Source organism: Leucobacter viscericola (genome assembly GCF_011299575.1).
GTDB classification, from domain to species: domain Bacteria; phylum Actinomycetota; class Actinomycetes; order Actinomycetales; family Microbacteriaceae; genus Leucobacter; species Leucobacter viscericola.
This window is the reverse complement of sequence record NZ_CP049863.1, coordinates 858282-873235: the sequence shown is the minus strand read 5'-3', so window position 1 is coordinate 873235 and position 14954 is coordinate 858282. Positions and strand designations below refer to the sequence as shown.

The window sequence follows — 14954 nt, the reverse complement described above, 5'->3', positions numbered from 1 at the left end:
CACACTGAGAGCAAGACCACACGCGTAAACCGGCAGTGGCCCTGCAGAAAAGAGGCGGTGCTGTGCGGACCACAGTGCGTGAACATCTGAGCTGGATTCTGGAGCGCGTTGGAGTCCTGCCCGCTGAGGAGGTCTCCCTTCGCGAGGCCCACGGGCTCACCCTCGCCGCGGATGTGCGGGCCCGATTCTCGCTGCCCCTCTGGGATAACTCGGCGATGGACGGCTATGCGGTTCGCGCCGCGGACGTTGCGGGCGCGAATGCCGACAGCCCGGTGGCATTGCGGATCGTCGGAGAGGTGCTCGCCGGAAGCGCCTCGGATCCGCACCTGGGCCATGGAGACGCCGTCCGCATCATGACCGGCGCGCCAGTGCCAAGCGCCGCAGACGCGGTAATCCCGGTAGAAAACACCCGGGGCGACAGGGACGACGGATCCTGGGCCACCGATTCCGTTCTTGTGCAGGCCGCGGTTGCAGCGGGCGTGAACGTTCGACGCAGGGGCGAAGACATCGCAGAGGGGAGTGTGCTTGCGACGGCGGGCGAACTGCTCGGGGCGGCTCGGCTCGCGGCGCTCGCCGCAGCCGGGGTGGAGCGTGTGCTGGTGCGCACGGTGCCGTGTGTGGCTGTCGTAGTGACCGGATCGGAGCTGCGCGGCTTGGGGGAGTCGCTTGAGCGTGGCCAGATCCCGGAGTCCAACTCCGTGCTCATCACCGGTCTGCTGCGCGAGTGCGGCATTCAGACCACTGAAGTGCATCACAGCAGCGACGAGGCCGTCTCGCTGGCAGACCTGCTGCGTGAACTGGGTGAGCGCTTCGACGCGGTTATTACAACGGGTGGGATCGGGCCGGGCACACACGACGTCGTGCGTATCGCGCTCGAGGCCGAGCCCGAGGTGCTGGCGACGCGAGTCGCGGTGCGCCCGGCGAAGTTGCAGTGCGCGGGCCGGCTCAGCGGGGGTGCGTTCTTGTTCGCCCTGTCGGGCAACCCGGTCAGCGCGGCCGTGAGCTTCGAGCTGTTTGTGCGCCCGGCACTGCTCGCGATGCAGGGGCGAGGTGAGGTGCGCAGGATCACCGTGCCCGCTGTAGCCGCGGCCGATTGGCGGGGGGCGGAGGGGGTTTTGCAGGTGCTGCCCGTCGTTGTTCGATCTCAGGCCGGGCCTGACGGAGAGGCCGTGCTGAGCTGCGCTCCCGCGGTGAACCCGCGTGGCATCTCGCACGCGGTCGGCGGACACGGTGCCGCGAACGGGTACGCCCTGGTCGACGCCGATCGCGGCGACGTCGTTACGGGGGAGACTGTGCCCGTGATCCTGGTGGCACCGTGAACCGGCTTGCATTCGACGCGGTGGTGCTCGCCGGAGGGCGAGGGAGCCGACTCGGCGGCGTCGACAAGGCCACGCTGACGCTCGGCGGCGAGCGCCTGGTCGATCGCGCGGTAGCTGCTGTGCGTGCTGCCGGTGCCGAACACGTTGTTGTTGTCGGTCCGGATCACGCAGGTGGAGACGGGGTAATCGTTGTGCGCGAAGATCCGCCGTTCGCGGGTCCTCTGGCCGCGCTCGCCGCAGCCCTGCCGGCGCTGCACTCGGAATGGGTGCTGCTGCTCTCCTGCGATCTGGTGCGGCCGGATCGTGTGTGTGAGGCCTTGGTGGGGACGACTGCCCCTGTCATCCTGCGTGAGCTTGCGAATCGCAGGATCTCCCCTGAGGAAACCGATACCGGTCTTCAAAGTACAGGTAGTTTCGACGGCTGCGCACTTCGAGATAGTGAAGGCCGCCCCCAATGGTTGGCTGGACTCTATCGAGTGACCTCACTTCGTACGGGAGCCCAGCGTCTCGGAACCGACCTTGAAAACGCCCCCCTGCGCCGACTGCTCGGCACGCTAGACCTGCACTGGATCGACGCCCTACCCGAGGTGACAGCCGACATCGACAACCCCGACGACCTTGAGCGGGCACGAACCCTCAACGCACAAAGGAGAACACCATGAGCAACCCCAAGCACCTGCCTCCTGAGGCACTCGACTCCTGGCTCGCCGCGGCGGCAGCGGAACTCGGTCTCGATCCCGACACCATCAACATCGCCACGCTGCTCGACGTCGCCCGTGACGTTGCGCACGACGTTGCCCGCCCCGCCGCACCCCTGAGTACGTTCCTGCTCGGGGTCGCGGTCGGGCGAGCCGAGGATCCCGCTGCCGCGCTCGCGCAGCACGCGAAGTCACTGACCGCGCTCGCGGCGAGCTGGGAAGGCTAGCTGCGGAGCACCTTCTGGTGCGCTCGCGTGAGCCTGCTAATCGTGCGGGTGGCCCAGTACCACCGCGCGCAGCTCGCTCGCGAGGTGCGGGTCCGCCACGAAAATGAGGGGTTCACCGGGTGGAGTCGCATCATCGCGGCCCAGGATCGTGGCACCCGCCTCGCGGGCAATCAGTGCTGCCGCCGCGTAATCCCAGGGCTGCAAGCCCTTCTCAAAGAACGCGTCGAGGCGCCCGGCCGCAACGAGGCACAGGTCGTAGGCGGCCGATCCGAGTCGGCGAATGTCGCGAATGAGCGGCAGGATCCTGCCGAGCATTTCCAGTTGTTCGCGCTTGCGCTCGACCGTGTAGCCAAATCCCGTGCCAATCAGTGCCGTCGCGAGCTCGCGCTTTTCGGAGATGCGGATCGGTGCTCCGTTGAGGCGCGCGCCGCCGCCCTCGTGGGCCTCAAAGAGTTCATCGTTGCACGGGTTGTAGACGGCTCCGGCGATGGCGCGGCGACCATCCGCAAACGCAGTGGTATCGGGCACTGTGGCCGCGATGCTCACCGAGTACACGGGCAGGTCGTAGAGGTAGTTCGTGGTGCCATCGATCGGGTCGATCACCCAGGTGATTCCGCTCGATCCCTCGATGGCCGCACCCTCTTCACCGACGATGCTATCGTCGGGCCGGGCCTCCCGGAGGGCTGCGACAACCAGTCGCTCGCACTCACGGTCGGCCTCGGTCACCATGTCGACGATGCTTGATTTGGTGGCGGCAACTGTGACCCCGGCACTGCGCAGTTCGAGGATCCGCTTGCCTGCAGTGCGCGCGATCCTGCTGGCGATTGTTGCGAGTTCTTTGGGGTCTGCGTGAGTCGTTGCCGTCATGGTTCGACCTTACCGGGCGCCACCGACAGGCTCGGGCTGCCGTGCCGGGGTGACATCGGGAAGGTAGTCGTAGGCTTCCTCGCCGTGTGCGAAGGTGTCGATCCCCGCCTCCTCGACCTCGCGTGGCACCCGTAGCCCGGTGAGGGCTTTCACGACTCGCGCGATGATCATCGAGACCACGAAGGAATAGGTGGCGACGCCAACTACCGAGATTGCCTGCACGAGCAACAGTCCGCCATTGCCACCGGTGAACAGGCCGTCTTTGAAAGCGAAGAAGCCGAGGTAGAGGGTGCCAATCACACCCGCGACGAGGTGCAGGCCAACCACATCGAGTGAGTCGTCGTAGCCCAGGCGGTACTTGAGTTCGATAGCGAACGCGCAAGCCGCACCCGCAATGAGGCCGAGCAGGAGCGCCCACAGTGGCGAGAGGTTCGCGGCGGCGGGAGTGATGGCCACGAGACCCGCGATGGCTCCGGAGGAGGCGCCGACCACACCGGGCTTCTTGCCGCGGGCAACGTCGGTGATGATCCAGCCGATAATGCCGGCCGCGGGAGCGGCGAGGGTGTTGACCAGGATCAGGCCGGCCTCACCAATCTCGGTCGCGAGTCCGGCGTTGAAGCCGATCCACCCGAACCACAGCAGTGCAGCGCCGATGGTCACGAGCGGAATGCTGTGGGGCTTGTGTGATCCCTGCGCGAAGTTGCGGCGCTTGCCCACGACGATCGCGAGGGCGAGCGCTGCCGCGCCAGCGTTGATGTGGATCGCCGTGCCGCCCGCGAGGTCAATGACGTCGGGGGTGCCGAGCCAGGTGCCGAGCTGCATGATCCAGCCACCGCCCCACACCCAGGCTGCCACTGGGAAGTAGACCAGCGTCGCCCAGACGCCCGAGAACAGGACCCAGGAGCCGAGGCCGACACGATCCGCGATGGCTCCCGAAATGAGTGCCGTCGTGATCATCGCGAAGACGGCGCCAAAACCGACCCCGATGAAGGAGGCCGGATCCGTATTGACCAGCCCGAAGTCCTTGAACGGGCTGCCCGCGAAGCCGCTCTCACCATCGGAGAAGTAGCTCATGCTGTAGCCGATCAGGATCCACAGGACCCCGACTACACCCATAGCGCTGACGCTGAAGAGCATCATGTTGACGACCGAGCGGACCCGCACGAGCCCGCCGTAGAAGAGCGCGAGCCCCGGTGTCATGATGAGTACGAGCGCGGTGCTCGCGAGTGTCCAAACATCTGTGGCTTCCATGGTGGTGCCTCCCTCTAGTCTCCCCGGGCGAGTGGATCGTCCCTGCGAACAGTTTCTGTCGCGGCTGTTTCGAGTCCGTCACCGCGGTGTGAAGCGGGCATCACAACTGTGTTTCGGGTTGATGTCGGGATTGCGGGTGCTAGTATGTACAGGTTGCCGTTAGAACGGCCGCGGATAAAGAGAGCTCCAGCACCCTGCTGATAGCGCCGCGCAGCAACTGAAAGGGGACCTACTATGGCATTGCCCGCAGAGGTCAAGAAAGCAATCATCGACGAGTATGCAACCAAGCCTGGTGACACCGGTTCCCCAGAGGTTCAGGTTGCAATGCTCACCCGCCGGATCAAGGATCTGACCGAGCACCTCAAGGATCACAAGCACGATCACCACTCGCGCCGTGGCCTGCTGCTGCTCGTCGGCCAGCGCCGCCGCCTCCTGGGTTACCTCCAGGACGTGGACATCACGCGTTACCGCTCGCTCATCGAGCGCCTTGGTCTGCGTCGATAGGTTCGCCTACTCAGACCAACTGCGAAGCGCCCCCGCCTTTTGGCGGGGGCGCTTCTGCGTTTGGGGCGCTGCGCGCCCCTGGCATGCCCCTTTTGCCGAGCCCGCGCTTCACCGCTGAGCTAGCGCTTCCCCGCCGAGCTAGTGCTTCCCCGCTGAGCTAGCGCTCCAGCGCCGAGCCTGCGTTCCAGCGTCGAGCCTGCGTTCCGGCGCCGAGCCTGCGGCTCCAAACCGCGGGCTCGGCGATGAGGTGCAATCTCGACAAAAATGGGTGCTGGGTCGAGCTTTCAGGATCGTGCAAATTGAGCGAAATTGAGCTCCGACGAGCGTCGCTCACATTCTGAAGAGACGTTCACATGCGTCGTAGTTATCCACATTTGGCATATTCGAAAGCAGCGAGGGGCATCGAGTTGTCAGACTAGGGATATGGATCCCGCGCAACGCATTACAAAGATTCGCGCGATGATTCGTTATTGGGACCAGCTCTCGAGCGCGGAGCAAAATGATCTGCGCACTAATCGAAGAAGGCAGCGGGTGATCGTCCTGTCAAGAGGCTGCTACATCTTGAGTAGGGATTGGGAGGGGCTTTATAACGAGGGGCGTCAAATTGCGGTGGCTCTCGCCCATAGTGATAGGGAGGTTCGGACCCCTGTGTTCTCGCATTACACGGCAGCGGCGCTTCTCGGTCTTCCCTTGTATCGGTTTAGCGGGATCCGCGTGCACGAAACCTATCCTCAGAACGATGTGAGGCGGAGCACAGCTCGAGTCATGCGCCACGAGGGAACACTTGCCGAGCACGAGATCACAGAGATTGCTGGTGTGCGCGTTACAAATGTGAATCGGACCGTGCTGGACCTAGCTCGTCTTGCAAGCGCTGAACTGGCGCTTGGGTGCATGGACGCTGCGCTGAACCTTGAATTCTTTGCAGATAGAGAAAGTTCTGTTGATGCTCAGGAAATCTGGCGAGAGACGGCAATTGCAAAGCTCGACGGTATGCCAGGAGCGAGAGGGGTTCGCCGGGCTCGACGGGTGCTTGAGTTCGCGGACGGCCGGGCAGAATCGGTGCTTGAGAGCGTTGGGCGCCTCAGGTTTGCGCGAGCGGGGATTCTCGTTGAGATTCAGGTGCGGGTGCCGGGTCCGAACGGGCACAACTTGCGCCCAGATTTTGAGTTACTAGACCACGGAGCCTTCGCTGAGGCCGATGGAGTAGGGAAATACTTCGAAAAAGAAATGGCAAGTGGTAAAGACGCGAAACAACTGCTGCGTGAAGAGAAAGCTCGTGAAGATTGGATTCGCGGGACCACGAAGAAAATGATGTATCGCTTTGGAATCGATGATGTCGAAACACAAGAGAGATTCGAGGCGCGGTTCGCGTCATTTGGGGTCTTTGGTGATCCGAAGCTGCGCAATGCCAGGAATCGGTTGCCCTAGTGAGCGCTGCGATACCCCGAGCCTGCAGCTCACCGCTGAGCCCGCGGCTCCCAACTGCAAGTTCGGCGCTGAGAGGCAAGCTCGGCGCTGAGGGGCAAGCTCGGCGCCAAGGAGCAAGTTCGGGACTGAGATGCCAGTTCGGCGCTGAGGTGCAAGCTCGAGAGCGAAATGCTGGCTCTGCAACGAAATGGCGCACCCCCAGAAACGACCGTGGCCCGCCCTGCCGAAGCAGAGCGGGCCACGAAGTCGGCGCAAAAAGCGTCAGACTAGATCTTCGACGAAGCGTCCTTCAGAACGCTGCGCAGGATGCCGCCGATCTCAGCGAACTCCGACGGACCAATGGTCAGCGGCGGTGCAAGCTGGATAACGGGGTCTCCACGGTCGTCAGCGCGGCAGTAGAGGCCGGCCTCCCACAGTGCGGGGGAGAGGTAATCGCGCAGCAGGCGATCCGACTCTTCCTCGTTGAAGGTCTCCTTGGTTGCCTTGTCCTTGACAAGCTCAATACCGAAGAAGTAGCCCTCACCGCGCACGTCACCGACGATGTCGATGTCGAGCAGCTTCTCGAGCTCGGCGCGGAACAGCGGGCTGTTCTCGCGCACGCGGCCGTTGAGATCCTCTTCCTCAAAGATGTCGAGGTTCTCAAGTGCCGCAGCTGCCGCCGCCGGGTGACCAGCGAAGGTGAAGCCGTGGTAGAAGGTGTTCTCGGTCGAGTTGAACGGCTCCGAAACCTTGTCGGAGACGATCATGGCACCGAGGGGCACATAGCCCGAGGTGATGCCCTTGGCCGAGGTGATGATGTCGGGCTCGTAGCCGAGTGCCTTCGAAGCGAAGAACTCGCCAACGCGGCCGTAGGCGCAGATGACCTCGTCCGAGACGAGCAGCACGTCGTACTTGTCGCAGATCTCGCGAACGCGCTTGAAGTAACCGGGGGGAGGCGGGAAGCAGCCACCCGAGTTCTGTACCGGCTCAAGGAAGACGGCCGCAACGGTGTCTTCGCCCTCGAACAGGATCGCTTCTTCAATGCGGTTTGCAGCCCACTGACCGAACGCCTCGAGGTCGTTCGACGGTGCGCCCATCTCTTCTGCACGGTAGAAGTTGGTGTTCGGCACGCGGTGGCCGCCCGGGGTAAGAGGCTCGTAGAACTTCTTCATGTCGGGGATACCGGTGATGGCCAGGGCACCCTGCGGGGTGCCGTGGTAGGCAACCGAGCGCGAGATGACCTTGTGCTTCATCGGCTTGCCCTTGATCTTCCAGAAGTGCTTGGCAAGCTTGAACGCAGACTCAACGGCTTCGCCGCCGCCGGTGGTGAAGAACACCTTGTTCATCTGGCCAGGCGCGTATCCGGAGAGGCGCTCGGAGAGCTCAATCGCTGCCGGGTGGCCGTAAGACCAGATCGGCATGAAGTCGAGCTGCTTCATCTGCTTCGCTGCAGCCTGCACGATGCGGTCGCGGCCGTGGCCAGCGTTCACAACGAAGAGGCCCGCGAGGCCGTCGATGTACTGCTTGCCAGCCGCATCGTAGATGTGGTGACCTTCAGCACGGGTGATGACGGGAATGCCGTCATTCAGAACCTTGCGGTTCGTGAAGTGTGGCCACATGTGGCGCTTAGCCGAGGCCTGAAGGGCAGCAGTATCAACTGCCGCAGTGGGATCGTAGGACATGGTTATCTTGTTCCCCAGTCGTATTTTTGTTTTTTGAGTTGGAGGTAGACGAATGTCTCCGTAGAGGCGACACCGTCGAGAGTGCGGATCTTTTCGTTCAGCACCTCGATGAGGGCATCGTCGTCTTCGCAGACAATCTCGACCATGATGTCAAAGGACCCCGCGCTGAGCACGACGTAGCTGATCTCTGGCATCCCGGCAAGGCTGTCTGCAACGACTCTGGTGTCACCAGAAACGCGAATGCCGAGCATGGCTTGTCTGCTGAAACCGAGCCGCATGGGATCGGTCACCGCAACAATCTGCATGACACCGGCATCCGTGAGCTTCTGCACACGCTGACGCACGGCGGCCTCACTGAGGCCGACCGCTTTCCCGATTTCCGCGTACGATCGGCGCCCATCGAGCTGGAGTTGCTCGATGATCGCTTTCGACGTGGAGTCGAGCGCTAACGTGTTTCGCTTGCTGCTCACACATGCGATTCTGGCAGCGAAATGCTGAAAAGGCAAAGGAATCCGAAGATTTGCCCCTCCAAAACGGAGTTTTCCGGCACTGTGCCCCGGGATGGAGTGGCAAAACATAACTGTTGAGTGACGAAAAACTCGATTTGGCGTGGCCCCTTTGCAAGGTCATGAGGTCTGTGCCATATTCGAGTCACAACCCGGCGCCGTTGCCGTTTGCGTGCTGCGCCGGTTTTTACCATTGAAATTCAAGGGAGAGTTCTCATGGCCCAGCAATTGCCCGAAGATCCGATTGTTCGAAACATCGTCAGTATGCTTCGTGGCGCTCAGTTCAATCGTCGCCAGCTACTCAGGGGCGCCGCTATTGGCGCCGCTGGACTTGGCACAGCGGCCCTTGCCTCGTGCGCTCCGAGCAGCGGGGGTGGATCCAGCAAAGACGAAATCATCTGGGGCAACTGGACCTACTACCTCGACTTTGATGAGTCGAGTAGTACAAACCCCACGCTGGAAGCCTTCATGAAGAAGACCGGTATCCAGGTGAACTACGCCGAAGATATCGATGACAACAACACCTTCTACGGCAAAATCAAGGATGCTCTGAAGCTCGACCAGTTCACGGGTTACGACGTCATCACGATGACGGATTGGATGGACGCCCGTCTCATCCTGGCCGATCAAGTCCAAGAGTTTGACTACGCAAACCTTCCGAACGTCAAGAGCAACCTGCTCGATACTGAGTGGGACGCGTTGGCAGAGGATCCGGGCCGCAAACACTCCATCCCCTGGCAGCTGCCGACAACGGGATGGGCATGGAACAAGAAGGCCCTGCCTAAAGGTCTTCACGAACTGGACGATCTGCTGCAGCCAGAACTCAAGGGCAAGGTTCAGGTGCTCAGTGAGATGAGGGACACCATCGGCCTGATCCTGTCGGGACAGGGTGTCGATCCCAGCGGAAAATGGGGCGACGCTGAGTTCGACAAAGCCATGGAGTGGCTGGTTGATGCACTCGACAGCGGACAGATTAGCAATGTGAAGGGCAACGACTACACGCAGGATCTGGAAACGGGCACGATGCTCGCAGGGTTCGTGTGGACCGGTGACGTCGTGATGATGAACGTTGAGCTCGATAAGCAGTGGGGTGTCGATCTGCCCGAGTTTGGTGGCCTCATCGCTCGCGACTCCTTTACCGTGCCCAATGGCACCTCGGCCGCCAATAAAAAGAAGGTCGAAGAGCTGATCAATTACTACTACCAGCCTGAAATCGCGGCAGAGGTAGCCGCCTATGTTGCCTATGTCACCCCGGTGAAGGGGGCGCAGGAGGCCATGAAGAAGGTTGATCCGTCGCAGGTCGACAACCCGGCCATCTTCCCGACTGAAGCCGACATGAAAAAGCTTCGCACCTTCCGCATCTTGACTCCGGAGGAAGACAACCGCTACTCCAAGACATTCCAGAAGGCATTGGGGCTATAACGCTATGAACGTGCATTCTTTTGCTGAATCCGGTGCAGATCTTGAGCTGGTCGGGATTCAGAAGCGTTTTCCGGGGTTCACCGCCGTGGAACGAATGGATCTTCTCATTCCTGCCGGGTCCTTTTTCGCGCTACTTGGGCCTTCCGGTTGCGGGAAGACGACGACCCTGAGGCTCGTGGCGGGGCTCGAAGAGCCGACGACCGGGAGCATCAAGATTGGTGGCCGCGACGTGACCGCCCTCGGGCCGCACAAGCGCCCCGTGAACACGGTGTTCCAGTCGTACGCGCTTTTCCCTCACATGACGGTGGTTGAGAACGTGGCATTTGGACTGCGGCGGCGGGGGATCGCCGATCCTCTCGGCAAGGCTCACGCTGCACTGCAGCTCGTCGAACTCGATAATCTCGCCGCGCGCAAACCCGTGCAACTCTCGGGCGGTCAGCAGCAGCGTGTGGCACTTGCCCGCGCGATTGTGAACAGGCCCGCGCTGCTGCTTCTCGATGAGCCGCTTGGGGCACTCGACCTGAAACTGCGCCGCCAGATGCAGCAGGAACTCAAACAGATCCAGCAGGAGGTCGGACTGACCTTCTTGCATGTCACTCACGACCAGGAGGAAGCCATGACTATGGCCGACACCGTGGCGGTCATGAACAAGGGCAGGATCGAGCAGCAGGGTGCTCCCGAAGAGCTGTACGACCTGCCGCGCACGGTGTTTGTAGCGAGTTTTCTGGGGCAGTCCAACCTGTTTGAGGTTGAGGTTGTGGGCACCACCGACCAGGCGATCACCACGAGCCATGAAAACGGCACGCGGATTACGGTGCCGCGAGCGCGCAGCGTGCGCGAGAGCGGCTCGATAACCGTAGGTGTGCGACCCGAGAAGCTCCGACTGCACAGTGAGGCCCCTGTGGCGGATGCCGCTGTGAACGTGGTGGGCCCCGGGCGCGTCACCGATGTCTCGTTTATCGGTGTGAGTACGCAGTACACCGTGGAGGTGCCCGGTGCGGGTGAGGTGCAAGTATTCGCCCAGAACGTTGAGGTTGGTCCGTCGGTGCAGCTGGGGGACGAGGTCTGGCTGAGCTGGCAGGTTTCGCACACCTTTGGCCTTGCTGACGACCGCCTAGAGACCGGTGCGCTGACCGCTGATCTCTCGACCCGCACCATTGCCGCGCAGTCGAAGATCTCAGGGTAGGAGACGCTCATGGCATTTACCGCGTTCGCGGCCAATACCGAGGTCGTTGAGCAAGCCCCAAAGAAGGGGCGCTGGATCGTACTTCTTTTGCTCGCACCGGGCATCATGTACATGCTGCTCTTCTTCGTGACGCCGTTTATCCAACTCATCATCACGTCGCTCCAGGTTCCCGCTGAGGGGCAGGGGATCGGTGACTACGTTGCAGCGTTGCAGTTCACAAACTACTGGGCGGCCATTCAGGAGTATTGGCCACAGATTCTCCGCTCCTTTGTCTATGCGCTGATCGGCACCGTCGTGGGGTTGCTGATCAGCTACCCGCTTGCATACCTGATCGGGGTTCGCGTCCGCTCGAAGCCGATGCTGCAGGGCATCCTGCTGATCTTGGTGATCGCGCCCTTCTTCATCAGCTTCCTGCTGCGAACGCTGTCGTGGAAGCAGATTCTGCCAACCGAGTGGATGGGGACCGACTTCTCCGTGGTGTTTGGTCTCGTCTACAACTTCATCCCGTTTATGGTGTTGCCGATTTTCGCCTCGCTGCAGTCGCTCGACATGCGATTGCTCGAAGCAGGATCGGACCTGTACGCGTCTCCGGCCACCGTGTTTCGGAAGGTGACACTGCCGCTGTCAATGCCGGGTGTGGTTTCCGGCACGCTGCTCAGCTTCATTCCGATGTCGGGCGACTACGTCAATGCCTCGCGGCAGTTCCTCGGCAGTATCGATACGGCAATGGTCGGTAACGTCATCGAGTCCAACTTTCTGCAGACTCAGAATTACCCCCTGGCAGCGTCTCTCTCGATTGTGCTCATGGTAGTCATCCTGGTGCTCATCATCGCGTACGTGCGCCGTAGCGGGACGGAGGACCTCCTGTGAAAAAGTGGAGCCTTGGCCGGGCCTTTGTGCCGGTCGCCAGCATTATTGTCTTGATTTACCTGCTGCTGCCAATCGTGAACGTGATCATCTTCTCCTTCAACGAGAAGCGAGGCCGCAACAACATTAAGTGGAACGGCTTTACGCTCGACAACTGGCAGAACATTTGTGGGGCACCAGAAGTGTGTACCGCGTTTAGCAACAGCATTATCGTTGGTGTGGTGTCCACCGTCGTTGCAACGGTACTGGGAACCCTCATTGCCATCGCGCTCGTGCGGTATCGCTTCCGGTTTCGCAGCACGATCTCTTTACTGCTGTTTACGCCGATGGCGACCCCTGAGGTTGTTCTGGGCGCGGGGCTGGCGTATCAGTTCTTGACGATGGGCGTGGAGAAGGGGCTCGGCACAATCATCCTGGCCCACATCATGTTCTGCATCTCGTACGTGGTTGTTGTTGTGAAAGCGCGGGTTGCGAGTCTGGACCCGGCCATTGAAGAGGCAGGGCGGGATCTCTATGCCTCTCCGGGGCAGGTGTTCTTCAGGATCACGCTTCCGACGCTCATGCCGGGAATTATCGGTGCGGCGCTCTTGAGCTTCGCGCTCTCGTTCGATGATTTCATTATCACAAACTTCAACTCGGGTGCCGTGAGTACCTTCCCGAAGTTCATCTATACCGCGGCCGCAAAGGGCGTCCCTGCGCAGGCAAACGTACTCGCCTCGATCGTTTTTGTGGGCGCGCTGCTGCTGGTAATCATCGTGCAGGTAGTGCGTATCAACAATCAGAAACGCCTGGCAAGCAAGTAACACCAAAAGCACAGGGTGTGGCGCAGGATCTACGGCATTTGGATCCTGCGCCACACTTCGTTTTGCGCGAGCGGGCTCATGGGTGCAAGATTGACCCGGTGGGCAACAGCGCCCATTGATTTAATGTTGCAACGGGGCGCTGATACCTCCTCGTGTGTGAACTCCAAATCGAGGAGAGAACTATGACTGCACCCGCCAAAGCAAAGGGTGGCACCCTCAAACGAAATCTAGGACTCTGGGCCATCGTCGGTCTCGGGCTTGGATACATGACCCCCACCGTGGTGTTTGACACCTTTGGCATTGTCTCGCAGGAGACCAACAATGTTGTGCCCCTGGCCTATCTTGTGGCGCTCATCGTCATGATGTTCACCGCGGTGAGCTACGGCAAGATGTCGGGGGCGATCCCGAGCGCGGGATCCGCCTACACCTACGTAAAAGAATCTATTCACCCGAACCTTGGTTTTATGGTGGGTTGGACCTCACTCATTGACTACGTCTTGCTGCCAATGGTGAACGCGCTCATCATTCGTAACTACCTCGAGCAGTTGTTCCCGGGCATCTGGTCGGGCATCTGGGTGATCCTGTACTGCATCCTCGTGACCTCGGTCATCTACCTGACCATGCGCGGCACCTCGAACATGAACATGATTCTCTTGGTGTTCTCGATCGTCGTGATGATCGTATTTGTGGTGCTCGTGTGGGCGCAGCTCTCTGCTGGCGATGGAGCTGGCACCGTCGCTTCGATCAAGCCGTTCTTCCACAGTGGGGTGGAAATGGGCGCGGTCTTGGCCGGGGCTACCGTGGTCTGCTTCTCGTTCATCGGTTTTGACGCGGTGACCATGTACACCGAAGAGGCGAAGCACCCCCGCATCATGCCGAAGGCGATTCTGTTCACCGTGATTCTCGGTGGTGCAATCTTCTTGATCGCCGGTTACTTCACACAGCTGCGATTCCCGGACTTCAACGAGTTCAACGAGGCTTCGCTGAGTGACAGCGCGCTCACTCAGATCGGTGAGGTTGTCGGCGGCAAGGGCTTCCAGGCAGTGCTCACCTCGGCCGGGTTCGCCGCCACCCTCGCGTCGGGGCTCGCCTCGCACGCTTCCGTGTCTCGTATGCTGCTGGTGATGGGTCGCAACAATGTTTTGCCCAAGAAGTTCTTTGGCTACATCAACCCCAAGACTCACACCCCGACACTCAACATCATCCTCGTTGGTGTGATCTGCTTGCTGGCGATGTCGTTCAACCTCGACCTCATCGCGTCGTTCATCAACTACGGTGCGCTCATCGCCTTCACCTTTGTCAACATCTCAGTGATTGCGCTGTTTGCCGTGCGGAGGGGGCGTCACAAGAAGCTGAAGGACATCTTCAACTACATCGTGATGCCGGCCATCGGTATGTTGCTCACCGGCCTGCTGTGGGTCAACCTGAGCCTCGACGCACTCGTCGGCGGCATTATCTGGACGGTTCTCGGCTTCGGGTATCTGGTCTACATCACCAAGGGATTCAAGCGTAAGGTCGCTGGCTTCGACGAGTCCCAGCCGGTCACCGGCTACAACAAGGTTCCGGAGGGTGCAGAGATCGATTGATCCTCGTCTGATTGCTGTGTGGCGGAGTGGCCCTCTGGGTCATTCCGCCAGCGGCGGTCAAACAGCGGCAGCGTAATGCCGCACAGCGGGCCGATGAGCAGGGCGAAGGCAAGAGTGCCGAAGCCCACGTTGCCACCGAGCAGCCAGCCCACAAGCAGTACCGTGAGTTCAACGCCGGTGCGGCCGATCCAGATGGGCGTACCAAAGCGCAGGTGAATGCCGGTCATCAGGCCGTCGCGCGGGCCGGGGCCCAGGCGGGCGCCGATGTAGATGCCACTCGCTAATGCGAGAAGCAGCATTCCCAAGACGAAGTAGGCGATGCGCAGCCACATCTCCTCGGGCGTCGGCAGCAACCACAGCCCCAGCTCGATGCCCGGGCCGACCAGCAAGATGTTCAGAATCGTGCCGAGGCCGGGTTTCTGCCGCAGCGGCCACCACAGTAGCAGCACGATGAGGCCGGTGACGTTGGTGATGATCCCGATGCCAAAGCCCGAGTGGACCGCCAACCCCTGAGCAAACACGGTCCATGAGTCGACGCCGATGGCCGCGCGGATCATAAAGGCGTCCGCGATGCCGTAGAGGATCAGGCCGGGGATGAGTTGCAGGAGTTTTCGGGGCATAGAAGCAGT

General features: G+C 61.2%; 15 protein-coding genes. 10 read left to right on the top strand and 5 right to left on the bottom strand.

Features of this window, described 5'->3' with window-relative positions; genetic code table 11:
• The first annotated feature begins 62 nt into the window (after positions 1 to 62).
• From G7068_RS04165 to G7068_RS04155, 3 genes are read left to right on the top strand one after another with little or no spacing between them, the layout of a single operon-like run.
• Positions 63 to 1319 carry a molybdopterin molybdotransferase MoeA gene (locus tag G7068_RS04165; RefSeq protein ID WP_166289338.1) on the top strand — a complete coding sequence of 419 codons (1257 nt, stop codon included), beginning with the start codon at positions 63 to 65 and terminating at the stop codon, positions 1317 to 1319.
• Positions 1316 to 1981: a molybdenum cofactor guanylyltransferase gene (gene mobA / locus G7068_RS04160; protein WP_166289335.1), complete on the top strand. Its 666-nt coding sequence runs from the start codon at positions 1316 to 1318 to the stop codon at positions 1979 to 1981. Before G7068_RS04165 ends, mobA begins: the two co-directional genes overlap by 4 nt.
• A complete protein-coding gene (locus tag G7068_RS04155) occupies positions 1978 to 2244 on the top strand; it encodes a DUF6457 domain-containing protein (protein WP_166289332.1) in 267 nt (88 codons plus the stop codon). The genes mobA and G7068_RS04155 overlap by 4 nt, the downstream gene beginning before the upstream one ends.
• 36 nt (positions 2245 to 2280) lie before the next feature.
• On the opposite strand, the gene G7068_RS04150 is transcribed toward G7068_RS04155, so the two are convergent.
• Positions 2281 to 3111, bottom strand: a complete 831-nt coding sequence (locus G7068_RS04150) for an inositol monophosphatase family protein (RefSeq protein WP_166289329.1) — start codon at positions 3109 to 3111, stop codon at positions 2281 to 2283.
• A 9-nt stretch (positions 3112 to 3120) separates the two neighbouring features.
• Positions 3121 to 4362 (bottom strand): ammonium transporter, encoded by a 1242-nt coding sequence (locus G7068_RS04145; protein ID WP_166289326.1) that lies wholly within the window; start codon positions 4360 to 4362, stop codon positions 3121 to 3123.
• Positions 4363 to 4596: 234 nt separating this feature from the next.
• Between G7068_RS04145 and rpsO the strand changes: the two genes are divergently transcribed.
• Together rpsO and G7068_RS04135 are read left to right on the top strand one after the other, a co-directional pair.
• The gene (gene rpsO, locus G7068_RS04140) at positions 4597 to 4866 is read left to right on the top strand and encodes a 30S ribosomal protein S15 (protein ID WP_166289323.1); all 270 of its coding nucleotides are present in this window, start codon (positions 4597 to 4599) and stop codon (positions 4864 to 4866) included.
• 423 nt (positions 4867 to 5289) lie between these two features.
• Entirely contained in the window at positions 5290 to 6294 is a 1005-nt protein-coding gene (locus G7068_RS04135) for a hypothetical protein (protein WP_166289320.1), read from the top strand.
• Positions 6295 to 6560: 266 nt separating this feature from the next.
• On the opposite strand, the gene G7068_RS04130 is transcribed toward G7068_RS04135, so the two are convergent.
• Both G7068_RS04130 and G7068_RS04125 read right to left on the bottom strand, forming a co-directional pair.
• Entirely contained in the window at positions 6561 to 7955 is a 1395-nt protein-coding gene (locus tag G7068_RS04130) for an aspartate aminotransferase family protein (RefSeq protein WP_166289317.1), read from the bottom strand.
• A 2-nt stretch (positions 7956 to 7957) separates the two neighbouring features.
• Positions 7958 to 8425 (bottom strand): Lrp/AsnC family transcriptional regulator, encoded by a 468-nt coding sequence (locus G7068_RS04125; RefSeq protein WP_244304667.1) that lies wholly within the window; start codon positions 8423 to 8425, stop codon positions 7958 to 7960.
• A gap of 252 nt (positions 8426 to 8677) precedes the next feature.
• On the opposite strand from G7068_RS04125, the gene G7068_RS04120 reads away from it, so the two are divergent.
• The 5 genes from G7068_RS04120 to G7068_RS04100 all read left to right on the top strand — a co-directional run bounded on the left by G7068_RS04120 (position 8678) and on the right by G7068_RS04100 (position 14325).
• On the top strand, positions 8678 to 9883 hold the full coding sequence (locus G7068_RS04120) for an ABC transporter substrate-binding protein (protein WP_166289311.1): 1206 nt from the start codon (positions 8678 to 8680) through the stop codon (positions 9881 to 9883).
• A gap of 4 nt (positions 9884 to 9887) precedes the next feature.
• Entirely contained in the window at positions 9888 to 11069 is a 1182-nt protein-coding gene (locus G7068_RS04115) for an ABC transporter ATP-binding protein (protein WP_166289308.1), read from the top strand.
• 9 nt (positions 11070 to 11078) lie between these two features.
• A complete protein-coding gene (locus G7068_RS04110) occupies positions 11079 to 11939 on the top strand; it encodes an ABC transporter permease (RefSeq protein WP_166289305.1) in 861 nt (286 codons plus the stop codon).
• Entirely contained in the window at positions 11936 to 12739 is an 804-nt protein-coding gene (locus G7068_RS04105; protein WP_166289302.1) for an ABC transporter permease, read from the top strand. The genes G7068_RS04110 and G7068_RS04105 overlap by 4 nt, the downstream gene beginning before the upstream one ends.
• A 182-nt stretch (positions 12740 to 12921) precedes the next feature.
• A complete protein-coding gene (locus G7068_RS04100) occupies positions 12922 to 14325 on the top strand; it encodes an APC family permease (protein WP_166289299.1) in 1404 nt (467 codons plus the stop codon).
• Here G7068_RS04100 and yczE read toward each other — a convergent pair.
• On the bottom strand, positions 14289 to 14945 hold the full coding sequence (gene yczE, locus G7068_RS04095; protein ID WP_244304665.1) for a membrane protein YczE: 657 nt from the start codon (positions 14943 to 14945) through the stop codon (positions 14289 to 14291). The two genes, G7068_RS04100 and yczE, sit on opposite strands and share 37 nt — an antisense overlap.
• Positions 14946 to 14954 lie beyond the last annotated feature (9 nt).